This window comes from Nocardioides mesophilus (assembly GCF_014395785.1).
GTDB classification, from domain to species: Bacteria; Actinomycetota; Actinomycetes; order Propionibacteriales; family Nocardioidaceae; genus Nocardioides_B; species Nocardioides_B mesophilus.
This window is the reverse complement of the sequence record NZ_CP060713.1, coordinates 4,049,038-4,074,017: the sequence shown is the minus strand read 5'-3', so window position 1 is coordinate 4,074,017 and position 24,980 is coordinate 4,049,038. Positions and strand designations below refer to the sequence as shown.

Below are 24,980 nucleotides of genomic sequence, written 5' to 3'. Positions count from 1 at the left end.
CGCCGGGGGTCGCGGCCGCCCCTCAGCCGCGGTGGACGGCTCCGTGCCGTTGCGCGGCCAGCGCGATCGCGGCGTCGCGAGCCGCGGCGATCTCCGACTCGGTGAGCGTCCGGTCCGGGGCCCGGAACCGCAGCGCGAACGCCAGCGACTTCTTCCCGGCCTCGATCTGCTCGCCGGTGTAGACGTCGAAGAGCCGCACCGACTCCAGCAGCTCGCCGGCGCCCTCGCGCAGCGTCTCGGCGACGTCGGCGGCCGGCACGTCGGCGGCGACCACCAGCGCGACGTCCTCCTTGGCCACCGGGAAGCCCGAGAACCGCGGCGCGGTCGGCGCGATCGCGGCCGCGACCAGGGCGTCGAGGTCGACCTCGGCCGCGGCGCTGCGCGCCGGAAGGCCGAACGCGGCGCAGACCCGCGGGTGGAGCTCGCCGGCGTGCCCGACGACGTGGTCGCCGACCCGGAGCTCCGCGCACCGGCCCGGGTGCCAGGGAGGCCGGACGGCCGCGTGCACGGTGAGCGGAGCACGGAGCACCCGCGCCACCTCCCGGACCGCCGCGATCGCGTCGGCCCAGCCGGCCGGACGGCCGTGGCCCCACCAGCCGGAGCGTTCCCGCTCCCCCACCAGGACCACGCCGAGGTGCCGCGGTTGGTCGGGGACGGCTCGCTCAAGGGAGTCCAGCTCCTCCGGGCTGGGCCGTCGCTCCACCCCCAGGATCGGGGCAGCGGCGGCGTCGGCGCCGGGCAGGAAGACCAGGTCGGTCTCGTAGAGCGCCACCGAGGCGGCGCCACGCCCGAGGTTGCGGGCGGTCGCCTCGAGGAGGCCGGGCAGCAGCGTGGTGGTCAGCAGCGGGCGCTCGTCGGAGAGCGGGTTCGCCACCCGGAGGGTACGGCGGCGCTCGTCGTCGGCCGGGAGCCCGAGGTCGTCGAGGTGGCTCTCGCCGACGAACGGGTAGGCCTTGACCTCGACGAGCCCGGCCCCCGCCAGCGCGAAGCCGACGCGGCGGCGCAGCCGCTGCTCACGGGTGAGCCCCCGACCGGCCGGCGCGCTGGGCAGCACCGACGGCACCTCGGTGTAGCCGACGAGCCGGGCGACCTCCTCGACGAGGTCGTAGGGGTCCTGCAGGTCCGGGCGCCAGGACGGCGGCAGCGCAGTCAGCGTCTCGCCGTCCACGTGCACCGAGCAGCCGACGGCCCGCAGGTGCTCCACGACGCCGGCGGCCTCGATCGGCATCCCGGTCACCCGGGCCGGAAGGTCGAGGGCGGCCTTGATCTCGGGTTGCGGGGGCGGCGACCCGACATAGGTGACGCCGGCCTCGACCACTCCGCCGCCGTGCTCGACGAGCAGCGCGGCGACCCGGTCGGCGGCGTAGGCGGGCAGCAGCGGGTCGACACCGCGCTCGAAGCGCTTCGAGGCCTCGGAGGGCAGCTTGTGTCGACGGCTGGTGCGGTAGATCGTCGCCGGGGCGAAGTGCGCGGCCTCGATCACCACGTGGCTGGTGGTGCCGGACAGCTCGGTGGTCTGACCGCCCATCACACCGGCGATGCCGATCGGGCCGCTGTCGTCGGTGATCAGCAGGTCCTCCTCCGACAGCGTGCGGGACACGTCGTCGAGGGTGGTGAGCCGCTCCCCCGGCGCGGCCCGGCGGACCACGATCGGCCCTTGGAGCCTGTCGCCGTCGTAGCCGTGGATCGGCTGGCCGAGCTCGAGCATCACGTAGTTGGTGATGTCGACGGCCAGGGAGATCGGCCGCATGCCGCCGAGCTGGACGCGGCGGGCGATGTGTCGCGGCGTCGGCGCCGCCGGGTCGAAGCCGGTGACGGTGCGGGTCACGAAGACCGGGCAGCCGTCCGGCGCCTCGACGCGGACCGGGTAGCCGCGTCCGTCCGGCCCCGGGACCTCCCGGTGCGCCGGGTCGTGGAAGGCGACGCCGTACGCCAGCGCGGCCTCCCGCGCGATGCCCCGCAGCGAGAGCGCGTAGGCCCGGTCGGGGTTGATCTCGAATTCGATCACGTCGTCGCGCAGGCCCAGCAGCCCGACGACGTCGTCACCGGGCTTGACGTCGCCGTCGATGCGCGGGTCGAGGACCAGGATGCCGCCGTGGTCCTCGCCGATCCCGAGCTCGCGGGTGGAGCAGATCATCCCGTCGGACACGTGGCCGTAGGTCTTGCGGGCCGCGATCGCGAAGCCACCGGGCAGCACCGCACCCGGCAGCGAGACCACGACCAGGTCGCCCTCGGCGAAGTTCAGCGCGCCGCAGACGATCCCGCGGTGCCCCTCCTCGCCGTTGTGCTCGGGGCCGACGTCGACCTGGCACCAGCGGATCGTCTTGCCGTTCTTCTGCGGCTCCTCGACGAACCGCAGCACGCGGCCGGCCACCAGCGGTCCCTCGATGTCGGCGCCGGGTGCCTCCAGCGCCTCGAGCTTCAGCCCCAGCGCGGTGAGCCGGTGGGTCAGGTCCACGACGTCGACGTCCGCGGGCAGGTCGACGTACTCCCGGATCCAGGAAAGCGGGGCCCGCATCAGATCTCCGTTCCGAAGGGCAGGGTGAACCGGACGTCGCCCTCGACGATGTCGCGCATGTCCTCGACACCGTTGCGGAACATCAGGGTCCGCTCGATGCCCATCCCGAAGGCGAAGCCGGTGAACTCCTCGGCGTCGATGCCGCAGGCGGTGAGCACCCGCGGGTTGACCACCCCGCAGCCGCCCCACTCGATCCAGCCCTCGCCCTTGCAGGTGCGGCAGGACTCGACGGCCGGCGCGAGGCCCCGGCACACGAAGCAGACCAGGTCGACCTCGGCGCTGGGCTCGGTGAAGGGGAAGTACGACGGGCGGAACCGGGTGCCGATCCCCTCGCCGAACATCGCCTCGGCGAAGTGGTCCAGCGTGCCCTTGAGGTGGGCCATCGTGATCCCGCGATCCACCACGAGACCCTCGACCTGGTGGAAGACCGGGGTGTGCGTGGCGTCGAGCTCGTCGGTGCGGAAGACCCGGCCCGGGCAGACCACGTGGATCGGCGGGGTGCGGGTCAGCATCGTGCGGGCCTGGACCGGCGAGGTGTGGGTGCGCAGCACCAGCCCCCGTCGGACGGCTCCAGCCAGAAGGTGTCCTGCATGGTGCGCGCCGGGTGGTCCGTGCCGAGGTTGAGCGCGTCGAAGTTGAGCCACTCGGCCTCGACCTCGGGGCCCTCGGCCACCTCCCAGCCCATCGCCACGAAGACGTCGCAGATCAGGTCCTGGATGGTGGTCAGCGGGTGCCGGGCGCCGTCGGGGTGGCGGTCCCAGGGCAGCGTGACGTCGACGGTCTCCTCGGCGAGCATCCGCTCCTCGTGCTCGCCCTCCAGCACGACCTGGCGCTCGGCGAGCGCCTTGCTCACCGCGCCGCGGGCCTGCCCGACGCGCATCCCGGCCTCCTTGCGCGCCTGTGGCGGCAACGCCCCGATCTCGCGGTTCGCCAGCGCCAGCGGCGACCGGTCGCCGGTGTGCTCGGTGCGGACCCGCTTGAGCTGCTCGAGGTCGGTGGCGGCGGCGACGGCGGCCAGCGCGGCCTCCCGCATCGCGTCGACCTCCGCGGCCTTGAGGGGAGTCACCTCGACCGGGTCGTAGTCGGTGTTCGGGCCGGACATGGCTGGCCTTCCGGGGTCGTGTGCGGGTGCAGGGGTGTGCCGGGATCTGGCGTCAGTCTAGGAAGTACGGCGCCGCCGACGCGAACCGGTTCCGGGCCGGTCAGTCCTCGGGGACCTCGGCGACCGGCCACCGGATCGCGAGCCGGGCACCGCCGCCCGGCGCGTCGTCGATCTCCACCGAGCCGCCGTGGGCGGTGACCAGCCCGTGGATGATGTACATCCCCAGGCCGGATCCGCCGCGGGTGCCGTGCTTCCAGAACTTGGTGAAGACCCGGCTGCGGATCTCGGGGCTGATCCCGTCGCCCTCGTCGTCGACGAGCAGCAGCACCTCGCGGGCGGGCTCCTCGGGGTCGGCGCCGACGAAGATCCGGACGTCGCCCTCACCGTGGCGGATCGCGTTGTCGATCAGGTTGTGCAGGACCTGCGCCAGCTTGTCGGGGTCGGCCAGGATCGGCGGCGGCTCGCCCTCCACGGTCAGCGCCAGCTCGCGACCCGTCCCGGCGCGCACCGAGTCCATGACCCGCTGGACATGGGTCACCAGGTCGACCGGCCGGGGGTAGAGGGAGAGCCGCCCGGTGTCGATGCGGGCCACGTCGAGCAGCTCCGCGATCAGCCGGGTGAGCCGGTCGGCGTCCACGTTGACCGTCTGCAGCATCAGCTTCTTCTGGTCGTCGTTGAGCCGGTCCCAGCGGGCCAGGAGGGTCGCGACGAACCCCTTCACTCCGGTCAGCGGCGAGCGCAGCTCGTGGGCCACGGTGGCGACCAGGTCGGAGCGCTCACGGTCCAGGCGGGCGCGGGCACGGGCCGAGCGGACGCAGACCGAGACCCGGGAGACCGGCTCGCTCGGCGAGGGCCGCTGCAGCGAGGCGGTGAGCAGCACCTCGGTGCCGTCGGGCAGGAACCACGACTGCTCGGTGAGCGCGGTGCGGGTGCTCAGGCCGGAGTACGGCGCGGCACAGCCGAACCAGTCGTTGCCGGCGTTGTCCTGGAGGCTGAGGACGTCGGAGAGGTGCTTGCCGACAGCGTCGCCGACCCCCAGGAGGTGGCGTGCCGCGCTGTTGAGGGTGACCACGGCGCCGGTCTCGTCGGCGACCACCACGCCGTCGGGCAGGGCATCGAGGAGTCGCTGCAGCTCCGCCCCGTCCGAGTCCATGCGGGACAGGTTAGTCCCCCACGGGACCGGACGCCCCGGCCATACGTCCCACGTGTCGGGGGCGTCGCTGCGCGCGGGCGCTCGCGTAGAGGCAGACCGCCGCAGCCGTCGCCAGGTTCAGGCTCTCGGCGCGGCCGTGCACCGGGATCCGGACCCGGTGGTCGGCGAGGGCGGCGAGCTCCGCGGGCAGTCCCCAGGCCTCGTTGCCGAACAGCCAGGCGGTCGGTGCCGCCAGCGTGCCGTCGTCCGCCGCGTCGTCGAGGTCGAGCTCTCCCCCGCCGTCGGCGGCGAGCACCTGCACGCCGGCCATCTGCAGCTGCGCCACCACCTCGGCGGTGTCCCGGGCCAGCGCGATCGGCAGGTGGAACAGCGAGCCGACGGTGGCGCGCACGGTCTTGCCGTTGTAGGGGTCCACCGAGCTGCCGGTGAGCAGCACGCCGGCGGCGCCGGCCGCGTCGGCGCAGCGGATCACCGTGCCGGCGTTGCCCGGGTCGCGTACGTCGGCGCACACGGCCAGCAGCGGGCCGGAGCCGATCACGTCCGGGGCCGGGACGTCGAGGAACCGGCAGACCGCGACCAGCCCCTGCGGCTGGACCGTCTCGGCGAGGGAGGCCAGCGCGGCGTCGTCGACGAGCTGCCAGGCGACCTGCTGCCTGGCGGCGGCGGCGCGGATGTCGCGATGCTGCTCGGCCGCCGCGGCCACGGCGAAGATCTCGCGGACGCAGCCGGGGACGGTGAGCGCCTCACGGACCGCCTGGGGTCCCTCGGCGAGGAAGAGCCGCGTCTCGGCCCTGGAGACGCGTCGGGCGAGCCGTCGTGCTGTCTTCACGCGTCCGCTCCTCGACGTGAGGAGCGGCGCGTCTGCTTCGGACAGCACAGCAGGCTCGCCTCGACGTACTCTCTGGGTTTCCGACGACCGGGGTCGTCAGACGGTGGCGTCGGCCTCGACCCGGGGGGCGTTGACATCCTCGGGGAGGTTCGCCTTCGCGGTCTCCACCAGGACGGCGAACGCGGCGGGGTCGTTGACCGCGAGGTCGGCCATGATCTTGCGGTCGACCTCGACACCCGCGGCCTTGAGGCCCTGGATGAAGCGGTTGTAGGTGAGACCGTTCGCACGGGCGGCAGCGTTGATCCGCTGGATCCAGAGCTTGCGGAAGTCGCCCTTCTTGGCCTTGCGGTCCCGGTAGCTGTAGACCAGCGAGTGGGTGACCTGCTCCTTGGCCTTGCGGTACAGGCGCGAGCGCTGTCCGCGGTAGCCGGAGGCCCGCTCGAGGGTTACCCGGCGCTTCTTGTGGGCGTTCACTGCCCGCTTGACGCGTGCCACTTGTTACTCCTTGTTGCTCGGGTGCATCGCTGACGTCGATGCAGTAGTGCCGTCGGTGGAGGCGAGCTCGGGTCAGCGACCGAGGAGCTTGCGGACCTTCTTGTTGTCGGCCTTCGAGACCTCGGTGGTGCCGCTCATGCGACGCGTCACCTTGGAGGCCTTGTGCTCCAGGTTGTGTCGCAGCCCGGCCTTCTGGCGGCGGATCTTGCCGGAGCCAGTGACCCGGAAGCGCTTGCTCGCACCGGAGTGCGTCTTGTTCTTCGGCATCGTTTCGCGTCCTTCTTCATCGATGGCCGGACCCGCCCCGTCCGGGGCGGACCGGTCCTGCTCACATGTCGGGGTCGAGGTTCTCCGAGCGGCGCCGCGGCTTCTTGTCCTGCGGCTCGGTCGGAGCGGTGGCCGTGCGCTCGGCGTGCTCGGCCTCCCTCTCGGCCTGGCGCTCGGCGGCGCGCTCCGCCTTGGCGGCCTGAACCTCCGCCTTGGCCTCGGCCTTCTTCTTGTGGGGTCCGAGCACCATGATCATGTTGCGCCCGTCCTGCTTCGGCGAGGACTCCACGAAGCCGAGCTCGCCGACGTCCTCGGCCAGCTTCTGCAGCAGCCGGAACCCCAGCTCGGGACGGTGCTGCTCACGACCGCGGAACATGATCGTGATCTTGACCTTGTCCCCCTGGTTCAGGAACCGGACCACGTGACCCTTCTTGGTCTCGTAGTCGTGCTGGTCGATCTTGGGACGAAGCTTCATCTCCTTGATGACCACGTTCGTCTGGTTCCGGCGTGCCTCGCGAGCCTTCTGGGCGTTCTCGTACTTGAACTTCCCGTAGTCCATGAGCTTGCAGACCGGAGGTCGCGCGGTCGGCGCCACCTCGACGAGGTCGAGGTCCGCTTCCTGCGCCAGCCGAAGAGCATCGTCGATACGGACGATGCCCACGGTTTCGCCGTTGGGGCCGACAAGCCGGACCTCGGGGACGCGGATCCGGTCGTTGATGCGTAGCTCGGTGCTGATGGGTCCTCCTGGGTTGAGTGCTGCTGAGGCGACCTGGTCGGCGGGGGAAACGCAAGAAGCCTCCGCGTCACATGACAGCGGAGGCCAGTCCCGACGGTGCGCACGCACACCACCTGCACAGGACCCGCTCCGTCGTACGACGAACCGTGCCCTGCGACCGGACCCGACGACCTGGTGGGCGCTGGGCCCGTGCTGCTGGCGGTCGATGCGGGTGGGAGACTCGTCTCCGCTTGTCAGATCGTGCTGGAACAACCACTCAGACGTCCCGGATGTTCCCACACCCGGGCCACAGAGAAGCCGACCAGCAGATCGGTCCCGCCCAGGATAGCAAGCACACCCGTCCGCGTGCACATCCGCCGCCCCGTGACAGGCTGGTGCGCATGACGCATGCCGCCCCTGAGTCCGCCCGGGACATCGCCGAGGTCCCCGCGCTCGAGATCATCTCGACCGCCGCCCTGCACCTGATGAGCGCCGCCGCGGTCAACCTCGGTCTCGCCGAGGACCTCCCCGAGCACCGCGACCTCGACGAGGCCCGGACCCTGATCGAGGCCCTCGCCGGCCTGGTCACTGCCGGGGCCCCCCGCCTCGGGCACCACCACGCGGCGCCGCTGCGCGACGGGCTGCGCACCCTGCAGCTGGCGTTCCGCGAGGCCTCGGACATCCCGGATGCGCCGGGCGAGGGGCCCGGCGAGAAGCTCACCGGTCCGGTGTCACCCACGCGGGGCGGCCACTGACCTCCAGCAGGAGGTTGCCCCGGGCGAGCTCGCGCAGGTCGGCGGAGCCGACCACCACCCTGACCGGACCGGCGACGTCGACGAGCAACGCCTCCGCACCGTCCTGGACGGCCGCCTCGGCCGCCGTCGTGACCGTGACCGGAACCGGGCGTGCCTGGGGGTCCCACCGGTGCAGCGTGTCGGTGCCGGTGAACGCCAGCAACGCCGTGCGTCCGTCACGACCGCGCATCAGCACGGTGGCCATGTCCGAGGTCTTGTCCCGGGTCAGCCCCTGCTCGTCGACCTCCGCCTCCCCCAGCACCGCCACCACCGGCACCAGCAGCCGGGCGTGCTGCAGCACCTGCAGCATCGCGGTGTAGCCGCCCTCCGGGTCGGCCGCGTAGGCCGCCAGGGCAGCGCTCACCTCCGGGGCGGCGGCGCCGCTGTCACCGGGGAACCCGGGGTCGGGGATCGAACGCACACGAGGATCCTGCCACCCGCCCGCGACGACGCCGCCCGGCAGGGTGAGCGCACTAGGCTGGAGGCGTGGCTTCGGTGGACAACGCGACCTGGCAGGCCCTGGGCCTGACCCTGACCGTGCTCGGCCTCGTCGGGAGCGTCCTGCTCTGGCGGCGCCGCGGTGCGGCCTCCGGGCTGCGCGGCGCCGCCTGGGCGCTGGTGCCGCTGGCGGCGGCGCTCACCGGCACCCTGCGACTCGGGTGGCAGGTGTTGGACGCCGTCGTCGAGTGGGCCACCCGGTTGGTGTTCAGCCCGGCGGTGTGGGCTGGTCTCGTGCTGGCCGGCATCTCCGCGACCCTGTTCGTGGTCTCCGGCGTGCTGCGCGGCCGGCGCACTGCGGACGCCGCACGCCGGGCGCCCGGCACCGCCGCGCTGCCGCCTCAGCGGGGACGGCCCGCGGTCGGCGACGACGACCTCGACGCCATCACGGCACTGCTGAAGAAGCACGGCATCGAGTGAGCGCCGACTCGGGCGGCGCCGTCGCCCGGCACCGACTGGCCACCCGGCTGGACCGCGCCGTCGCCGGGCTGCCGGAGCCGCCGCCGGCACCGGTCGCCGTGGTCGACCTCGACGCCTTCGACGCCAACGCCGCCGACCTGGTCCGCCGGGCCGCCGGCACCCCGGTCCGGGTCGCCACCAAGTCGCTGCGCGTGCCGGGGCTCGTGACGCGGGCGCTGGCCACGCCGGGGTTCACCGGGGTGCTGTCCTACACGCTCCGCGAGGCGCTGTGGCTGGTGCACCACGGCGTCAGCGACGACGTGCTGGTCGGCTACCCGACCGTGGACGAGGCCGCCCTGCGCGAGCTGACCGTGGACGACCGGGCCCGGGCCGCGGTGACGCTGATGGTCGACGACGTCGCCCACCTGGACCTGGTCGACCGCGCCCGGGTCTCGGGACGGCCGGTGCGGGTGGCCCTCGACGTCGACGCCGGGCTGCGGTGGCGCACCGGACCGCACCTGGGACTGCGGCGCTCGCCGCTGCGCGAGCCCGCCGACGTGGTCTCCCTGGCGCGCGCCGTCCTGGAGCGGCCCGGCTTCGAGCTGGCCGGCGTGATGACCTACGAGGGCCAGGTCGCAGGGGTCCCGGACGACGGCGGCGACCCGGCCCGGTCGACCGCCGTCCGGGCCGTCAAGACCGCCTCGGTGCGGCAGCTGCGTCGCCGCCGCCGCGAGCTCGCCGCGGCCCTGCACCGGCTGGTCGGCCCCGACGGCCCAGGACTGTGGAACGCCGGCGGCACCGGCAGCCTGGAGACCTCGGCCGCCGACCCGGTGGTCACCGAGGTCTCGGCCGGGTCGGGGCTGCTGGGGCCGGCGCTCTTCGACGGCTACCGCGCCTTCCGGCCGCGCCCGGCGGCCTTCTTCGGGGTGCCGGTGGTCCGCCGGCCCCGCGCCGGCTGCGTCACCGTGGCCGGCGGCGGCCTGGTCGCCTCCGGGGCCGCGGGCCGCGACCGGCTCCCGCTCCCCTGGGCGCCCCCGGGCCTGCGGCTCACCGGTCTCGAGGGCGCCGGCGAGGTGCAGACCCCGCTGGTCGGCGCCGCCGCGGACCGGCTGAGCGTCGGGGACCGGGTCTGGTTCCGGCACGCCAAGTCCGGCGAGCTCTTCGAGCACGTGCAGCAGGTGCACCTCGTCCGCGGGGACGTCGTCGAGGAGTCGGTGCCCAGCTACCGCGGCTGCGGACAGTCCTGGTGAGCGACCCGGCCGCGCAGGTGCGACGGGCGGCCGACGAGATCGTCCGGCTCGCCCGGGAGTCGGCCGCCACCCTCGCCGGCGGCCGGCTGGTCTGCATCGACGGACCGGCCGGCTCCGGGAAGACCACGCTGGCCGGGGCGGTGGCGCGGGCCTGGGGCTCCACGCCGGAGGCGGCGGCCGGCGTCCGGGTGGTGCACCTCGACGACCTGTACCCCGGCTGGGAGGGGCTGCGGGCCGGCGTCGAGCAGGTGGCCGAGCACCTGGTCGCCCCGCTCGCCGAGGGCCGCCCCGGCGGCTACCGCCGCTACGACTGGGCGGCGGCCGCGCCGGCCGGGTGGGTGCGGGTGCCGCCGACCGGGCTGCTGGTCCTCGAGGGCTGCGGCGCGGGCGCGGCGGCGTACGACGACGCGATCACCGTGCTGGTGTGGGTCGAGGCCGACGACGCCACCCGCCTGCAGCGCGGGTTGACCCGCGACGGGTCGCACCTGCGGCAGCAGTGGGAGGCGTGGATGGCTCAGGAGCGCGCACTGTTCGCGGCCGAGCGGACCCAGGAGCGCGCCGACCTGGCGGTGCGGACCTGAGTGCTCCCCGGTTTTCCGCGCCGGGCCGTGGGAGGCTGACCTCCGACGAACGAGGAGGTCCTGTGGTCGCGCCGAGCGGTGATCAGTACGAGATCAGGGGCGGGGGGTACCGCGCCGTGGTGACCGAGTGCGGAGCGGGCCTCCGGCTGCTCGAGCACGACGGCGTACCCCTGATGGACGGCTTCGCGGAGGACGACCACGCGACCGCCGGCCGCGGCCAGCTGCTGCTGCCGTGGCCGAACCGGATCCGCGACGGCCGCTACGCCTTCCCCCGGCCGGACGGCCGCGAGCTCCAGCTGCCGCTGAGCGAGGTGTCCCGACGCAACGCCAGCCACGGCCTGACCCGGTGGGCGGCCTGGACCCCCGAGGAGCAGTCCGCGCACTCGGTGTCGCTGGTCTACCGGTTGATGGCGCAGAGCGGCTACCCGTGGACGGTCGACCTGCACGCGTCCTACGACATCTCCGCCGACGGGCTCACCGTGACCGTGACCGCGACGAACCTCTCCGCCTCGGCGGCGCCGTTCGCGCAGGGAGCCCACCCCTACCTGACCGTGGGCGCGGACGGCATCGACGGCTGGGAGCTGCTGCTGCCGGCCTCGACCCAGCTGGCCGTGGACGACCGGAAGAACCCCGTCGAACGCCGGCCGGTCGACGGCACCGCCGCCGACTTCCGGGTGCTGCGGCCCCTGCGCGGGGTCAGCCTCGACACCGCCTTCACCGACCTGCAGCGCGCCGACGACGGCACCGTCGAGGTGCACCTGCGCAACCCGTCCGCGGACCGTGGCGTCGCGCTGTGGATGGACCGACGGCACTCCTGGATCCAGGTCTACACCGGCGACGACCTGCCGGCGGCGCAGGCCCGGCGCTCGGTCGCGGTGGAGCCGATGACCTCCCCGCCCAACGCGTTCGCGAGCGGCGAGGACCTCGTGGTGCTGGCCCCGGCCGGCGAGGAGGGCTGCGAGCACTCCTCGTCCTGGGGGATCCGCACCCTCTAGCGGCTGCCCTGCTCCGGCGGCACGTAGCCCGTCGGCTCCGGGCCCAGGTCGACGATCGCGGCGACCGGGCCGCCGCCGTCGGGGCCCTGGTGCGCGGCGGAGACCGACACGAACGCCGCCGGGTCCCCGGTGACCGCGGCGGTGACCCCGCCGACGCACGCCTTGATCTGCCGGTGCCAGTGCACGTCGGAGTCGTCGAGCATCGCGTTGCGGCGCCCGTGCACGGTGCCGTCCTGGCTGACCTCGCACTTGAGGAACACGTTGACCAGCCGCCCGGCGAGGTCGCTCGGGTGCGGCCGGTCCGGCAGGTCCAGGCCGGCGTCGCGGATCGCCGACCAGATGCCGTCGGCGTCGAGGGCGTCCCGCATCACCGAGTGCCCGATCCGGTAGCGGCCGCCGATGCCGCGGGCGTTGCCGACCACGACGACCTGCGCGCGATCGAGCTCCACGCCGCTGGAGCAGGAGGCGACCGAGGAGTAGAGGCTGCGGTCGTGCATCACCTCGGCGTCGGTCGGCATCTCGATCTCGCCGAGCGCGACCGCGACCCCGAGCGCGGTGGCGCCGTTGGAGAGGTCCATCGACTCGTGGGTGTGCTCAGTCCACACCGTCTTGCCGCGGCTCTTGGCGTCCCGGATGGTGTGGATGGTCAGCAGCGGCGTCTTGGTCTGCACGTAGTGCACGTCGGCGACGTCGCTGATCCCGGCCCGCGCCATGGCCGCGGTGACCGCTGCGGCGACCTTCTCGATCATCGGGGTGCGGCCGATGTCCTCGGGCAGCAGCACCTCGCTCATCGCGAAGCCGACGCTCAGGCGCGGCTCGTCGGTGGCCGGCGGGACCGCCCCGGCGGAGTCCGGGCCGACCGTGGCGAAGATCGTCGCGTGCGGGCTGAGCACCCCGTCGGTGCCGCCGGACCACACGATCGGCACCTCGGCGACCTCCTCTGCGGTGCGGCTGCCGCGGTCGACGAGCACCTCCCGAAAGGCCCGGTCGGCGAGGATCCGGGTGTAGTCGTTGACCCCGCCGTTGCCCTCGGTCTTGCCGATCACGGCCACCACCCGGTCCGCCTCCAGGACCCCGCGGTCGATCAGGTCGGCGAGCCCGCTCGCGTCCGAGACGGACAGGAGCGGGACCTTGCGGACCTCGACGGGTTCAGGCATGTGCGTCTCCTCTGCTGGTCGACTGGACGGCTGCGGACGGCGCGGCGCCGTCGTCGGGAACGACCACGGTGCCGCAGCGGCCGGCGGCCGCCTCGACGATGTGGGCGAGGTCGGTGATGACGGCGTACCGGCCGCCCTGCTCGACGAACCGGCAGGCGGCCTCGACCTTCGGCCCCATCGAGCCCGACGCGAAGTGCCCCTCGGCGGCCAGCGCGCGCAGCCGGCCGCACCCGACGCGTCCCACCGGCTGCGCCTGCGGGGTGCCGAAGGCCAGCAGCGCGTGGGGTACGTCGGTGGCGATCACCAGCACGTCGGCGCGGACCGAGCGGGCAAGCAGCGCCGCCCCGAGGTCCTTGTCGATGACTGCCTCGACGCCGTGCACCCCGTCGTCGTCGCGGACCACCGGGATCCCGCCACCACCGTTCGCGACCACCACGAAGCCGGCCTCCAGCAGCGTGTGCACCGCCGCGGCGTCCAGGATCTCCAGGGGCTCCGGGCAGGCCACCACGCGCCGCCAGCCCTTGGGGCCGCGGTCCTGCCAGGTCTCGCCGTGCTCCACGAGGACCGCGGCGTCGTCGGGACGTAGGAACCGGCCGATCGGCTTGCTGGGGTGCGCGAAGCCCGGGTCGTGCGCGTCGACGCGGGTCCGGGTCACCACCGTCGCGGTCCGCCGCCGCAGTCCCCGGCGGTCCAGCTCGTGCTCGAGGGCGTTCATCAGGATCAGCCCGAGCGTGGCCTGGGTCTGCGCGCCGCACCAGTCCAGCGGCACCGGCGGCACCACCGCGGCGGCCAGCTCGTTCTTGACCAGCAGGTTGCCGACCTGGGGGCCGTTGCCGTGGGTCAGCACCACCTCCCAGCCACCGTCGGGCCGGGCGAGCAGCTCGGCGACCGCGGCCATCGCCACGGTTGCGGCGGCCACCTGCTCCTCGGGACGGGCGCTGCCGTCCGGACCGGTCATCGCGTTCCCGCCGAGCGCGAGCAGCACCCTCATCGCGAGCAGCTCCTCGCGCCGGAGCGCCGGGTCATGCGTCGCGCGCCTCTCGGCTGGGTAGGCACCCGGGGACAGCGACGCCACGCACAGGAGGTTCCATGGACATCACCGACGTGATCCTGCACCAGCACGCCGAGCAGCGCCGGATGTTCGCGATGCTCGACGAGATCCCGCGCACGGACACCGAGACGCTCGGGGCGGTGTGGCGGCGCCTGGAGATCCTGCTGGAGACGCACGCCGAGGCCGAGGAACGCTACTTCTACCCCGAGCTGCTCCGCCTCGGGACGGGCGCCGGCGACGCCGACGACGTCGAGGAGGAGGTCGAGGACGCGGTCAAGGACCACAACGACATCCGGGACGCGATCCGCACCGTCGGCCGGCACGAGGTCGGCAGCGACGACTGGTGGCAGGCAGTGATCGACTGCCGCGTGCACAACAGCGACCACATGGCCGAGGAGGAGCGCCAGGACCTCGCCGACTTCCGTCAGCACGCCGATCTCACGCTGCGCCACGAGATCGCGGTCCGGTTCCTCCGGTTCGAGTCGCTCGAGGCCGCCGACGGCGTGCCGCCCCGCGACAAGGACCCCGAGGAGTACGTCGGGACCGGCGGCCGTCCGCAGCACTGACCTCATCGTCCACCCGCCACCCGGAGGACCGCCCCGGTGGCGAACGGGCAGGCGTCCCCCAGCAGCCAGGCCACCGCCTCGGCGACCTCGTCCGGCTCGCCGGCACGACCCAGGGGGACGCCCGCGGCAAGCCGGTCCGCCCGCCCGGGGTCGCCCGCGCCGGCGTGGATCTCGGTGCGGACGGTCCCGGGGGCGACGGCGTTGACGCGGATGCCCCGCCCGGCCACCTCGGCGGCCAGCCCGACGGTGAGCGCGTCGATGCCGGCCTTGGCCGCGGCGTAGTGGACGTACTCGTGGGGGGCGCCGAGCGTCGCGGCCGCCGAAGACACGTTGACGATGGCCGCCCCCCGGTCCATGTCGCGCAGCGCCCGGCGGGCCACCAGCACCGCACCGGTGAGGTTGACCTCGATGACCCGGCGCACCACGTCGACCGGGGTGTCCACCAGGTCGCCGATGTGCAGCGTCGCCCCGGCGTTGTTCACCAGGCCGGTCACCTGCCCCCACTCGGCGGCCGCGTCGAACAGCGCGTCCACCTCCTCCGGGTCGCTGACGTCGGCGCGGAAGGTCCGGCAGGTCGCACCCGCCGCACGGGCCGCATCCGCGGTGGCCTCCGCCGCGTCCGCGTCGCGGGCATAGCCGAGCACCAGGTCGTGCCCCTCGGCGGCCAGCCGACGCGCGACCGCGGCGCCGATCCCGCGGCCGCCGCCGGTCACCACGGTCAGCCGGGTCACGCCGGTCATCGGGGGCCCACCCAGTCGACGTCGGCGCTTGCCGTCCCCGCCAGCGCCGCGTAGCCGGGGCCGCGGTCGAAGAACGGCTGCGGGCCCCGCTCCGAGCGCAGCCGCTCGCGCAGTGCCTCGCTGGCGGGGAGGTCGACCTCGGGGGCATCGCCGGATCCGGCGATCACCGTGCCGTAGTCGGCAGCGGCGGCCCCGCGGGACACCTTGCCCCACAGCACGTCGCGGACGACCTCGGCGTACGGCCGCTCCAGCGGGTCGCCCCAGCCGCCTCCGCCGGTGGTGCGGATCCGGATCGTCTCGCCGGCCGCCACCGGCTCCCCGTCGGCGAGCGCGTCGACGACCCGCTCCCGCGGGCCGCCCGGATCGACGGTCACCTCGAACGGACGGCCGGCGCGGCCTCCGCGGACCCCCCAGCAGGCCAGGATCGAACGATCGGCGATGGACATGAAGCGGGCCTCCTCCAGCATCCGGATGTGCTTCTCGTAGCCGAGCCCGCCCCGGTGCCGGCCGGGTCCGCCGCTGTCGACGGCGAGGCCGAGCCGTTCGACCACGAACGGGAAGCGGGACTCGGAGAACTCGCTGGGCAGGTTCCGCGAGTCCGGGACGACGTGGATGGTGTCCTCGCCGTCGGCGTAGTAACGACCGCCGGAGCCGCCGCCGAGCACCTCGCGCATGAGGTACGGCGCCCCGTCGCGGTCGGTGCCGTAGACGCCGGTGTAGCGGATCGTCTCCTGGTCCGCGGGCATCCGGCCGTCGACCGCCTTGGCCAGAACCCCGGCGAGCACGCCGAGCAGCCGGAGGATGACGAAGGTGCGGGCGTTGGTGGGGGCCGGGAACTCCGGGGTCAGCAGCGTGCCCTTGGGCGGGAAGCGCATCTCGATCAGCGGCACCACGCCCTCGTTCACGTCGAGCTGGGCCATCCGCTCCGGGGTGTCGGCGAGGTTGCGCAGGACCGGCGCCAGCCACTTCTTCAAGAAGTTGCCGTCCGCGTAGTCCCCGCAGTGGTTGATCGGCCCCTTGGCCTGCGGCCCGGTGCCGGCGAAGTCGATCACCAGCCGCTCCCCGCCGGGATCGTCGGCCGGCGTGCGGGTGAGCGTGATCCGCTGGGTGTGCAGCCGGGGCGCGTCGACCCCGTCGTGCTCGGCGTAGTCCTCCCAGACGTACTCCCCCACCGGGATCTTGGCGAGGATCTCGCGGCGGAACGTCGCGGTCGTCTTGTCCAGCACCGCGTCGAAGCAGGCCTCGACGGCCGCGACCCCGTAGCGGGCGAACAGCTCGGCCATCCGGCGGGCGCCCATCAGGCAGGCGGAGCACTCGGCGTCGAGGTCGGCGGCCAGGGACTCCGGCATCCGGGAGTTGCGCGTCATGATCCGCAGCGCCGCGTCGTTGGGCACGCCCTGGTCCCAGAGCTTGATCGGCGGCACCATCAGCCCCTCCTCGAAGACGCTGGTCGCGTGGCTCGGCATCGAGCCAGGGACGGCGCCGCCGATGTCGTCGTGGTGACCGAACGCCTGCACGAACGCGACCACCCGCGGCCCGGCCCCGTCGCCGTCGTCGTGGAAGACCGGGGCGGTCACGCAGAGGTCCGGCAGGTGCCCGATACCGCCCTCGGAGAGGTAGACGTCGTTGTGGAAGAAGACGTCGCCGGGCCGCATCGCCGCGATCGGGTGGTCGCGCACCACCGGGTGCACGAGCGCGGAGTACGAGCGGCCGGTGAGCTTGCGCAGGTGCCGGTCGTGGATGCCGGCGCGGTAGTCGTGGGCGTCGCGGATCATCGGCGACCGGGAGGTGCGCCCGATCGCGGTCTCCACCTCCTGCTCCACCGAGGCGAGGTAGCCCTCGACGATCTCGACCAGCACCGGGTCCGGCCCGGTGCCGTCCTCCGGGGTGAGGCGGTACGGCGTGCTCATGCGCCGGGTCCCTCCGTCCGGGTGACGACGAGGTTGCCGTGCGGGTCGACCCGGGCGGTGAACCCGGGGTGCAGCGGCACGGTGGAGCTGAACTCCTCGAGGACCGCCGGTCCGACCACGACGTCGCCGGCACCGAGCGCGGCCCGGTCGTAGACCGGGGTGTCGCGCCACTCCTCGAAGAACACCGGCCGGCGACCGGTGAGTGCCTTCTCCGCGCCCTGTCCGGGCTGGGCCGGCTGCGGCTCCGGCTTGCGGATCGGGCCGACGCCGGTGACCCGCAGGTTCACCCACTCGACCTCCTGGCGCGGGTCGCCGCGGAAGTCGTAGTCGTAGAGGGCCCGGTGCTCGTCGTGGAACCGGTCGGCGACCCGGGCGAGCAGCGCCCCGTCCACCGGGCCGTCCGGCACCTCGACGCGCACCTCGTAGGCCTGGCCGAAGTAGCGCAGGTCCGCGGTCCGCAGGAACCGGCGCTCCCCCTCGGCGAAGCCCTCGCGCGCCAGCGCCGCGTCCGCGCGCCCGCTGAGCGCCTCGAAGCCGGCCCGGACCTCCGCCGCGTCGAGCACCGACTGCCGGCGGACCGCGGTCTGCACGTAGTCGTTGCGCACGTCCACGGTGAGCAGGCCGTAGGCCGAGAGGTTCCCCGGGTCCCGCGGGACCAGGACACCGCCCAGCCCCAGCACGTCGACGAGCCGGCAGGCCAGCAGCGACCCGGACCCGCCGAAGGTGACCAGCGTGAAGTCGCGGACGTCCAGGCCACGGTTGACGGTGACCTGCCGCAGCGCGTTGGCCTGGTTCCACGCGGAGATCTCCAGCACGCCGGTGGCGCACGCCTCGAGGCCGAGGCCGAGCCGCCGCGCCAGCTCGTCGATGCCGCGCTCGGCGAGCCCGACGTCGAGCGGCACCTCGCCGCCGAGCAGGTGCGGCGGGATCCTGCCGAGGACGGCGTGCGCGTCGGTGACGGTCGGGTCGGTGCCGCCAGTGCCGTAGCAGATCGGTCCGGGGTCGGCGCCGGCCGAGCGGGGCCCCACCTTGAGGGTGCCCTCGGGGGAGATCCAGGCGATCGAGCCGCCGCCGGCGCCCACCGTCACCACGTCGATCATCGGGATCTTGCTGGGGTAGGCGCCGATCCGGCCCTCGGTGGTCAGCGCCGGCCGGCCGTCGACCACGACGCTGACGTCGGTCGACGTACCTCCTCCGTCGCAGGTGACCACCCGGGGGAAGCCGGCCCGCTGCGCGACGACCGCGGCACCGAGCGCCCCGGCGGCCGGCCCGGACAGCACGGTGGTGATCGGCTGGTGGACGACCTCCTCGGCGGAGAGCACGCCGCCGTTGGACTTCATCACGTAGAACGGCACCGCGCCGCCGGCGAAGTCGGCGAGGTGCGTGCCGATGTTCTGCACGTAGCGGCGGATGTCGGGCTTGACGGCCGCGTCGACCAGCGTGGTGACGGCGCGCTCGTACTCGCGGTACTCGCGCAGCACCTCGCTGCTGATCGACACCGTCGCGCCGGGGTGCTCGCGGGCCAGCACCTCGCGCATCGCGACCTCGTGGGCGTCGTCCGCGTAGGAGTGCAGGAAGCAGACGCCGATGGTGTCGATCCCCCGGTCCCGGAACCACCGGGCGGCGGCCGTGGCCGCCGGCTCGTCGAACGGCCGGATCTCGGTGCCGTCGAAGGCCATCCGGCCGGGCACGGTCCGGATCCGGTCCACCGGCACGATCCGGTCGGGCTTCACCCAGAAGTAGGAGTTCCCGTAGCCGTCGGGCACCGACTGCCGGGCGATCTCGAGCAGGAACTCGTAGCCCTCGTTGGTGACGAACCCGAGGTTGCCGACCTTGCCCTCGAGGAGCTTGTTGGTCGCCACCGTGGTGCCGTGGCTGACCGCGGCGACGGCTCCGGACCGGCCCGAGAGGCCGAGCTGGTCGAGCACCTTGTGCACCCCGGTCATGAAGCCGAGCGCCGGGTCGTGCGGGGTGGAGGGGGTCTTGGTCACCGCGATCTCCCCGGTGACCTCGTCGACCGCCACGACGTCGGTGAAGGTGCCGCCGGTGTCGATGCCGATCCGGACCCGGGCGCCGGTCACCGGCCGGCCCCGGCACCGAGAGCGGGACGGCGTTCCCCGACCCGCGTCGCCTGCTCGAAGACGTGGGCGATCTCGAGAAGCCGCCGCTCGCCCCGGGGCGGGCCGACCAGCTGCACCCCCACCGGCCAGCCCTCCGCGGTGAACCCGGCCGGCACCGAGAGCGCCGGGCAGCCGGTGACCGTGACCAGGTAGGCCGACCGCATCCAGTCCAGGTAGGTCTCCTGCGGCTCGCCGTTGATGGCGTTAGGGAACTCCTCCTCGGCACTGAACGGGGGCACCTGGCTGACCGGCATCACCAGGACGTCGTGGCTCTCGAAGAAGACCCGGACCCGGTCGTGGATCGAGGTGAGCTGCTGGTAGGCGCGGGAGACGTCCGCACCGGAGAGCCCCTCGCCGAGCAGGATGTTCTCGCGCAGCGACTCCTTGAACGCCTCGGGCCGCTTGCGCACCAGGCTCCGGAACCGGTGCCAGAACAGCCAGGCGCGCAGCGTCCGGAACGCGCTGTCGGCGTTGTGGAGCACCGGGTGCGCCTCCTCGACGACGGCGCCGGCGGCCTCCAGGACGGCGGCCTGCGCGGTGACGATCTGCGCGACCTGGTGGTCGACGGCGAAGCTGCCGCCGAGGTCCACCGAGAGCGCCACCCGGACGCCGCGCAGGTCGGTGGCGGCGTACGGCGGCGCGAACGCCGCCCCCGGGGTCTCCAGCGAGAGCGGGGCCCGCCGCGAGGGGCCGGCGACCACCGACAGCAGCAGGCCGAGGTCCTCGACCGAGCGCGCCATCGGGCCGCCGGTCGAGGTCAGCTCCCACCCGTTCGTGCTCGGCCAGGCCGGCACCCGGCCGCGGCCCGGCCGGAGCCCGACCACGTTGCAGAACGACGCCGGGTTGCGCAGCGAGCCGCCCATGTCGCTGCCGTCGGCCAGCGGCACCATGCCCGCTGCCAGGGCCGCCGCCGCTCCCCCGCTGGAGCCACCGGCGGACCGGGTCAGGTCGTAGGGGTTGAGGGTGGTCCCGAAGATCGGGTTGAAGGTGTGCGAGCCGGCCGCCCACTCCGGCACGTTGGTCTTGCCGATCGGGACGGCGCCGGCCCGGCGGATCCGCTCGACGATCAGCTCGTCGCGCTTGGGCACGTGGGTCTCCCGCAGCGGCGAGCCGTACGTCGTCCGCCAGCCCGCGACCTCGTGGGTGTCCTTGAACGCGTGCGGCAGCCCGTGCAGGGGACCGACCGTCTCGCCGCGCGCCAGCGCCCGGTCCGCCTCGGCGGCCCCGGCGAGCGCCCGGTCCTCGTCGAGGCTCACCACCGCGTTGACGGCGGGGTTCACCTCCGCGATCCGGGCCAGGTGCAGCTCCATCAGCTCCCGGGCGGAGATCTCCTTGCCGCGCACGGCGGCCGCCATCTCCCGGGCGGAGGTGTAGACGTCGAGGTCGGCCACTACCGGCTCCCGCCCCGCGAGCGTCGGGAGATCCAGGCGCCGACCAGGGCACCCACCAGGGCGGCCCCGGCTCCGGTCACGACCCCGAGCGCGAAGCCTGCCGGCGTCCGGCCGGCCGCCGTCGGCGGCTGCGGGGGCGTGAACACGGCACCGGGCTCGACGGCGGAGACGGCCGCCGCGGGAGCGGCCGACGCCGGCACCGGCCCGGCGGCGAGGACGGTGTCGACGTTGCGGAAGAACTCCTCGGCCATCCGCCTCGACACCCCGGTGAGCATCCGCTGGCCGACCCCGCCGATCGTCCCGCCCACCGTCGCGTCCGCGTCGTAGCTGAGCCGGGTGCCGCCCTCCGGGTGCTCCTCGAGCACCACCTGCACGGAGGCGCCGACGGTCCCGGGTGCTCCCGCGCCGCGGGCGTGCATCCGGAACGACAGCGGCTCCAGGTGGTCGGTGAGGCGGACCTCGCCGTCGTACACCCCCTTGATCGACCCCACTCCGGCCGCCACGGTCATCGTGTAGGTGTCGGCGCCGAGCGCCTCGAGCCGCTGGCAGCCGGGGATGGCGGCGACCAGGACGCCGGGGTCGTTGAGGGCCCGGAAGACCTCACCCCGCTCCGCCGCCAGCAGCGACTCACCGGAGAACTTCATGGCCGGTCCTTCCTGGGACGGGACGTGCGGAGGTGGAACAGCTCGCTGGGCGAGATCGGCATCCGGTGGATCGGGAAGCCCTCGGCGTCCTCGATCGCCGCCGCGATGGCCGCGGAGCCGGGGATCACGCCGGCCTCCCCCGCGCCCTTGACCCCGAGCGGGTTCAGCGGTGACGGCGTGACGAGGTGGTCGATCTCGATCTCGGGGACCTCGGAGGCGTAGGGCATCAGGAAGTCCATGAAGGAGGCGTTGAGCAGCTGCCCGTCGGCGGCGTACTCCATCCGCTCGTAGAGCGCGCCGCCGACTCCCTGGGCGACGCCGCCGTGGATCTGGCCCTCGACGATCATCGGATTCACCAAGGTGCCGCAGTCGTGCACCACGCAGTAGCGCAGCACCCGGATGTCCGCGGTGTCCGGGTCGGTCTCCACCACCACCGCGTGCATGCCGTTGGCGAAGGTGGACCGGGTCGGGGAGTAGAAGTCGCTGGCCTCCAGCCCGGGCGACTCGCCGGCCTCGACCGGCGGCCGGTCGGGGTCGGCGGGCGTGGCGAACTGGGTGGCCCGCGAGGCCGCCTCGTCGAACGCGTAGCGCAACGGGTTCGACAGCACCGCGACGGCCCCGAGGTCGATCTGGGCGGTCGGGGACCCCTTGACCTGCACGTGCCCGTCGACGATCTCGAGGTCCTCGACCGCGGCCTCGAGCGCCTGCGCGGCCACCCGCAGGGCCTTGGCGCGCACGGTCCGCGCGGTCAGCGCGACCGCGCTGCCACTCATCACCGCGGTCCGCGAGGCGAACGTGCCGACGGCGTACTTGAACCGGCGGGTGTCCCCGGTGGTGACCCGGACCCGCTCGAAGGGCACCCCGAGCTCGTCGGCCACGATCTGCGCCAGCATCGTCTGGTGTCCCTGCCCCTGGGTGGTCAGGCCGGTCGAGACCACCACGGTCCCGTCGGTCTCGACGCGGACGTGACCGCCCTCGTAGGGACCCACGCCGGTGCCCTCGACGTAGCAGGCCAGGCCGATCCCGACCCGTCGGCCCTCGGCGCGGGCCCGCTCCCGGTAGGCCTCGAAGTCGTCCCAGCCGACCAGCTTCTTCAGGACGTCCAGCGAGGCGGGGAAGTCGCCCGAGTCGTAGATCAGCGGCCGACCGTCCTGGAAGACCAGCCCCTGGTCGTAGGGCATCTCCTCGGGCTGGATGAAGTTGCGCTCGCGGACCAGGGCGCGGTCCAGCCCCAGGTCGGCGGCGATCGCGTCGATCGTGCGCTCCATGACGAAGCAGCCCTGCGGCCGGCCGGCGCCCCGGTAGGGGGTCACGATCACCGTGTTGGTGTAGAGGCTGTGGAACTCCACCCGGTAGGGCCCGGTCTTGTACGGGCCGAGCAGCTGGGTCGAGGTGATGATCGGGACGATCAGCCCGTAGGGGATGTAGGCGCCGTGGTCGTGCCAGAACCGCACCGACAGCCCCAGCAGCCGGCCGTCGTCGTCGTAGCCGACCCGGACGTGGTGCAGCTGGCCGCGCTCGTGGGCGCTGGAGACGAAGTGCTCGCGCCGGTCCTCGGTCCACTTCACGGGCTTCGCGAGCCGGCGCGCCGCCCAGGGCACCAGGATCTCCTCGGGCCACGGGTGCACGATCTTCACCCCGAAGCCGCCGCCGACGTCGGGGGTGATCACCTCGACCCGGTCCACCGGCAGCCCGAGCTTGGCGGCGACGGCCTGCCGGACGCTGGTCGAGGTCTGGGTGGAGGTGTGCACGGTCAGCGACTCGTCGTCGCCGTCCCAACGGGCCAGCACGCCCTTGCCCTCCAACGGCGTGGACGCGCTGCGTTCGATCGCGAGGTCCAGCTCGAGGGTGTGCGGGGCGGCGTCGATCGCGGCGTCGGCGTCGCCGGTCTGCTGCACCATGTGCGCGGCGACGTTGCCGGGGACGTCCTCGTGCACCAGGTGGGTCGCGGCCCGGGCGGCCTCGACGCCGACCACGACGGGCAGCAGCTCGTAGTCGACGCGGATCCGCTCGACGGCGTCCTCGGCGGCGTACCGGTTCGCGGCCACCACCATCACGACCGCCTCGCCGACGTGGTTGACCTCGTCGCGGGCCAGGGCGTACGGCGTCCGGCCGTGCGTCAGGGTCGGGTGCGGGATCAGCAGCGGCAGCGGCTCCGCGACGCGGGTGCCGTGCTCCTCCTCGTCGGCGAGCAGGTCGTCGTAGGTGTAGACCGCCACCAGCCCGTCGACGTCGAGCGCCCCGGTGACGTCGATGTCGAGGATCCGGGCGTGCGCGTGCGGGCTGCGGACGAAGGCCGCCTCGAGCGCGTCGTGCCCGAGGTCGTCGAGGAACCGGCCCCGGCCGGTGACCAGCCGGGCGTCCTCGCTGCGAGGAACCCGCTGGCCGAAGAGCCTCGTCGTCATCGGGGCTCCCCCGTCCGGTCGAGCAGCTCCGCGGCGCGCTCGACCGCGGAGACGATGTTCACGTAGCCCGTGCACCGGCACAGGTTGCCGCTGATCGCCTCGCGGGCCTCCGCCCGGGTCGGGTGCGGGTGCTCCGCGAGGTAGCCGGTCACCGTGGTGACGAAGCCGGGCGTGCAGAAGCCGCACTGCAGCGCGTGGCACTCGTGGAAGGCCTGCTGCACGGGGCCCATCCCGCCCTCCGGGGACCGGCAGCCCTCGACCGTGGTCACCTGCGCGCCCTCGAGGCTGACCGCGAACAGCAGGCAGGAGCGGACCGGGGCGCCGTCGACCAGCACGGTGCAGGCGCCGCAGACGCCGTGCTCGCAGCCGACGTGGGTGCCGGTCAGGCGCAGGTCGTGGCGCAGCACGTCGGAGAGCAGCCGGCGCGGGTCGAGCCGGAGCAGGTGCCGGGTGCCGTTGACGCTGAGGGAGACGTCGACCGGGTCCGGTCGGGCGAGCGGGCTCATGCCGCGCTCCGTCCGCGGCGGCGACGCAGCGCGTCCTCGAGCGCGGCCCCGACCGCGCGCTCGCTGAGCACGCCGGCGAGGTGGCGGCGGTACTCGGCGCTGGCGTGGATGTCGGCGTCGGGCTCGACCGCGGCGTCGACCAGGGCGCGCACCGCGGCCACGTCGATCCCGCCGCCGCTGCCGTGGACCGCCGGGGCCAGGTCGACCACGACGGGCATCGGTCCCACGCTGATCAGCCCGAGCCGGGCGCCGGTGACCGCGAGGTCGGCGTCGACGGTGACCAGCGCCGCCACCCCGCACAGCGCGTAGTCCCCCGAGCGCCGGGCCAGCTCGACGAAGGCCGAGCCGGTGCCGGCCGGCGGGACCGGGAAGAGGGCTGCCACGGCGAGCTCGTCGGTGCGGACGGTGGTGGTCATCGGCCCGGTGAACAGCGTCTCGGCGGCGACCTGGCGGGTGCCGGAGGTCGAGACGAGCTCCAGCCGGCCGCCGAGCACCGCGAGCACCGCGGTCATCTCCCCGGCCGGGTCGGCGTGCACGATGCTGCCGACCGTCGTGCCGCGGTTGCGGATCGCCGGGTGCGCGACGTGGACCAGCGCCCGGCGCAGCAGCGGGCAGGCGGCGTACGCCGCGTCGTCCCGCTCCACCGTGCGGTGCCGGGCGAGCGCCCCCACCCGGACCTCACCGGCGGTCACCTCGACCCGGTCCAGCCCGGGCAGGTGGTTGATGTCGACGAGGTGGCCGGGCGCGGCCAGCCGCATCGACATCAGCGGGACCAGGCTCTGCCCGCCGGCCAGCACCTTGGCGTCGGCGCCGCCGGCGCGGAGCTCGGCAAGCAGCCGCACGGCCTCCTCGACCGTGGCGGGGCGGTGGTAGTGGAACGGGGACGGCTTCACG

General features: G+C 74.1%; 23 protein-coding genes and 1 pseudogene. 6 read left to right on the top strand and 18 right to left on the bottom strand.

Annotation, left to right across the window (positions count from 1 at the left end):
* Positions 1 to 22: 22 nt before the first annotated feature.
* From pheT to infC, 7 genes and pseudogenes are all read right to left on the bottom strand, one after another.
* The gene (gene pheT, locus H9L09_RS19440) at positions 23 to 2,518 is read right to left on the bottom strand and encodes a phenylalanine--tRNA ligase subunit beta (protein ID WP_187578438.1); all 2,496 of its coding nucleotides are present in this window, start codon (positions 2,516 to 2,518) and stop codon (positions 23 to 25) included.
* Positions 2,518 to 3,620 (bottom strand): annotated as a pseudogene (gene pheS, locus H9L09_RS19435) (phenylalanine--tRNA ligase subunit alpha). Before pheS ends, pheT begins: the two are co-directional and overlap by 1 nt.
* 100 nt (positions 3,621 to 3,720) lie before the next feature.
* Complete coding sequence (locus H9L09_RS19430; RefSeq protein WP_187578437.1) at positions 3,721 to 4,773, bottom strand: sensor histidine kinase; 1,053 nt, start codon at positions 4,771 to 4,773, stop codon at positions 3,721 to 3,723.
* Positions 4,774 to 4,783: 10 nt separating this feature from the next.
* Entirely contained in the window at positions 4,784 to 5,602 is an 819-nt protein-coding gene (locus H9L09_RS19425; RefSeq protein ID WP_246456122.1) for a TrmH family RNA methyltransferase, read from the bottom strand.
* Positions 5,603 to 5,698: 96 nt separating this feature from the next.
* Positions 5,699 to 6,097: a 50S ribosomal protein L20 gene (rplT, locus tag H9L09_RS19420; RefSeq protein WP_187578436.1), complete on the bottom strand. Its 399-nt coding sequence runs from the start codon at positions 6,095 to 6,097 to the stop codon at positions 5,699 to 5,701.
* 72 nt (positions 6,098 to 6,169) lie between these two features.
* The gene (gene rpmI / locus H9L09_RS19415) at positions 6,170 to 6,364 is read right to left on the bottom strand and encodes a 50S ribosomal protein L35 (RefSeq protein WP_187578435.1); all 195 of its coding nucleotides are present in this window, start codon (positions 6,362 to 6,364) and stop codon (positions 6,170 to 6,172) included.
* 61 nt (positions 6,365 to 6,425) lie between these two features.
* Positions 6,426 to 7,070 carry a translation initiation factor IF-3 gene (gene infC / locus H9L09_RS19410; RefSeq protein WP_343065240.1) on the bottom strand — a complete coding sequence of 215 codons (645 nt, stop codon included), beginning with the start codon at positions 7,068 to 7,070 and terminating at the stop codon, positions 6,426 to 6,428.
* Between the two features lie 410 nt (positions 7,071 to 7,480).
* Here infC and H9L09_RS19405 point away from each other — a divergent pair, with 410 nt between their 5' ends.
* Positions 7,481 to 7,834 carry a DUF1844 domain-containing protein gene (locus H9L09_RS19405; RefSeq protein ID WP_187578434.1) on the top strand — a complete coding sequence of 118 codons (354 nt, stop codon included), beginning with the start codon at positions 7,481 to 7,483 and terminating at the stop codon, positions 7,832 to 7,834.
* On the opposite strand, the gene H9L09_RS19400 is transcribed toward H9L09_RS19405, so the two are convergent.
* On the bottom strand, positions 7,797 to 8,294 hold the full coding sequence (locus H9L09_RS19400) for an SseB family protein (RefSeq protein ID WP_187578433.1): 498 nt from the start codon (positions 8,292 to 8,294) through the stop codon (positions 7,797 to 7,799). The genes H9L09_RS19405 and H9L09_RS19400 overlap by 38 nt on opposite strands.
* A 65-nt stretch (positions 8,295 to 8,359) precedes the next feature.
* On the opposite strand from H9L09_RS19400, the gene H9L09_RS19395 reads away from it, so the two are divergent.
* From H9L09_RS19395 to H9L09_RS19380, 4 genes are all read left to right on the top strand, one after another.
* Positions 8,360 to 8,791: a hypothetical protein gene (locus H9L09_RS19395; RefSeq protein ID WP_223164124.1), complete on the top strand. Its 432-nt coding sequence runs from the start codon at positions 8,360 to 8,362 to the stop codon at positions 8,789 to 8,791.
* Positions 8,788 to 10,020, top strand: coding sequence for an alanine racemase (locus tag H9L09_RS19390; RefSeq protein WP_223164123.1), 1,233 nt, complete (start codon positions 8,788 to 8,790; stop codon positions 10,018 to 10,020). The genes H9L09_RS19395 and H9L09_RS19390 overlap by 4 nt, the downstream gene beginning before the upstream one ends.
* Positions 10,017 to 10,601: a nucleoside/nucleotide kinase family protein gene (locus tag H9L09_RS19385; RefSeq protein ID WP_246456121.1), complete on the top strand. Its 585-nt coding sequence runs from the start codon at positions 10,017 to 10,019 to the stop codon at positions 10,599 to 10,601. The genes H9L09_RS19390 and H9L09_RS19385 overlap by 4 nt, the downstream gene beginning before the upstream one ends.
* Positions 10,602 to 10,663: 62 nt before the next feature.
* The gene (locus H9L09_RS19380) at positions 10,664 to 11,596 is read left to right on the top strand and encodes an aldose 1-epimerase family protein (RefSeq protein WP_187578432.1); all 933 of its coding nucleotides are present in this window, start codon (positions 10,664 to 10,666) and stop codon (positions 11,594 to 11,596) included.
* Here the strand turns inward: H9L09_RS19380 and bar are convergent.
* Positions 11,593 to 12,753 carry a barbiturase gene (bar, locus tag H9L09_RS19375; protein WP_187578431.1) on the bottom strand — a complete coding sequence of 387 codons (1,161 nt, stop codon included), beginning with the start codon at positions 12,751 to 12,753 and terminating at the stop codon, positions 11,593 to 11,595. The two genes, H9L09_RS19380 and bar, sit on opposite strands and share 4 nt — an antisense overlap.
* A complete protein-coding gene (locus tag H9L09_RS19370) occupies positions 12,746 to 13,828 on the bottom strand; it encodes a carbamate kinase (RefSeq protein ID WP_246456119.1) in 1,083 nt (360 codons plus the stop codon). The genes bar and H9L09_RS19370 overlap by 8 nt, the downstream gene beginning before the upstream one ends.
* A gap of 14 nt (positions 13,829 to 13,842) precedes the next feature.
* Between H9L09_RS19370 and H9L09_RS19365 the strand changes: the two genes are divergently transcribed.
* Positions 13,843 to 14,370, top strand: a complete 528-nt coding sequence (locus tag H9L09_RS19365; protein ID WP_187578430.1) for a hemerythrin domain-containing protein — start codon at positions 13,843 to 13,845, stop codon at positions 14,368 to 14,370.
* A gap of 2 nt (positions 14,371 to 14,372) precedes the next feature.
* Here the strand turns inward: H9L09_RS19365 and H9L09_RS19360 are convergent, their stop codons facing one another.
* Genes H9L09_RS19360 through H9L09_RS19325 form a run of 8 tightly spaced genes read right to left on the bottom strand, consistent with a single transcriptional unit; the run spans position 14,373 to position 24,979 of the window.
* The gene (locus H9L09_RS19360; protein WP_187578429.1) at positions 14,373 to 15,110 is read right to left on the bottom strand and encodes an SDR family oxidoreductase; all 738 of its coding nucleotides are present in this window, start codon (positions 15,108 to 15,110) and stop codon (positions 14,373 to 14,375) included.
* Positions 15,107 to 17,020: a hydantoinase B/oxoprolinase family protein gene (locus H9L09_RS19355; RefSeq protein WP_187578428.1), complete on the bottom strand. Its 1,914-nt coding sequence runs from the start codon at positions 17,018 to 17,020 to the stop codon at positions 15,107 to 15,109. The genes H9L09_RS19360 and H9L09_RS19355 overlap by 4 nt, the downstream gene beginning before the upstream one ends.
* Positions 17,017 to 19,101, bottom strand: coding sequence for a hydantoinase/oxoprolinase family protein (locus tag H9L09_RS19350; RefSeq protein ID WP_187578427.1), 2,085 nt, complete (start codon positions 19,099 to 19,101; stop codon positions 17,017 to 17,019). Before H9L09_RS19350 ends, H9L09_RS19355 begins: the two co-directional genes overlap by 4 nt.
* A complete protein-coding gene (locus tag H9L09_RS19345; RefSeq protein WP_187578426.1) occupies positions 19,098 to 20,531 on the bottom strand; it encodes an amidase in 1,434 nt (477 codons plus the stop codon). Before H9L09_RS19345 ends, H9L09_RS19350 begins: the two co-directional genes overlap by 4 nt.
* A complete protein-coding gene (locus tag H9L09_RS19340; protein WP_187578425.1) occupies positions 20,531 to 21,175 on the bottom strand; it encodes an SRPBCC family protein in 645 nt (214 codons plus the stop codon). The genes H9L09_RS19345 and H9L09_RS19340 overlap by 1 nt, the downstream gene beginning before the upstream one ends.
* Positions 21,172 to 23,580 (bottom strand): aerobic carbon-monoxide dehydrogenase large subunit, encoded by a 2,409-nt coding sequence (gene cutA / locus H9L09_RS19335; protein WP_187578424.1) that lies wholly within the window; start codon positions 23,578 to 23,580, stop codon positions 21,172 to 21,174. Before cutA ends, H9L09_RS19340 begins: the two co-directional genes overlap by 4 nt.
* Positions 23,577 to 24,086, bottom strand: a complete 510-nt coding sequence (locus H9L09_RS19330) for a (2Fe-2S)-binding protein (RefSeq protein ID WP_187578423.1) — start codon at positions 24,084 to 24,086, stop codon at positions 23,577 to 23,579. Before H9L09_RS19330 ends, cutA begins: the two co-directional genes overlap by 4 nt.
* On the bottom strand, positions 24,083 to 24,979 hold the full coding sequence (locus H9L09_RS19325) for an FAD binding domain-containing protein (RefSeq protein ID WP_187578422.1): 897 nt from the start codon (positions 24,977 to 24,979) through the stop codon (positions 24,083 to 24,085). The genes H9L09_RS19330 and H9L09_RS19325 overlap by 4 nt, the downstream gene beginning before the upstream one ends.
* Position 24,980 lies beyond the last annotated feature (1 nt).

Coding starts and splice junctions, on each gene's coding strand:
- rpmI (WP_187578435.1), bottom strand. CDS start 6,364: ATGCCGAAGAACAAGACGCACTCCGGTGCGAGCAAGCGCTTCCGGGTC.
- H9L09_RS19430 (WP_187578437.1), bottom strand. CDS start 4,773: ATGGACTCGGACGGGGCGGAGCTGCAGCGACTCCTCGATGCCCTGCCC.
- bar (WP_187578431.1), bottom strand. CDS start 12,753: ATGCCTGAACCCGTCGAGGTCCGCAAGGTCCCGCTCCTGTCCGTCTCG.
- H9L09_RS19365 (WP_187578430.1), top strand. CDS start 13,843: ATGGACATCACCGACGTGATCCTGCACCAGCACGCCGAGCAGCGCCGG.
- H9L09_RS19330 (WP_187578423.1), bottom strand. CDS start 24,086: ATGAGCCCGCTCGCCCGACCGGACCCGGTCGACGTCTCCCTCAGCGTC.
- pheT (WP_187578438.1), bottom strand. CDS start 2,518: ATGCGGGCCCCGCTTTCCTGGATCCGGGAGTACGTCGACCTGCCCGCG.
- cutA (WP_187578424.1), bottom strand. CDS start 23,580: ATGACGACGAGGCTCTTCGGCCAGCGGGTTCCTCGCAGCGAGGACGCC.
- H9L09_RS19360 (WP_187578429.1), bottom strand. CDS start 15,110: ATGACCGGCGTGACCCGGCTGACCGTGGTGACCGGCGGCGGCCGCGGG.
- H9L09_RS19340 (WP_187578425.1), bottom strand. CDS start 21,175: ATGAAGTTCTCCGGTGAGTCGCTGCTGGCGGCGGAGCGGGGTGAGGTC.
- H9L09_RS19355 (WP_187578428.1), bottom strand. CDS start 17,020: ATGAGCACGCCGTACCGCCTCACCCCGGAGGACGGCACCGGGCCGGAC.
- H9L09_RS19405 (WP_187578434.1), top strand. CDS start 7,481: ATGACGCATGCCGCCCCTGAGTCCGCCCGGGACATCGCCGAGGTCCCC.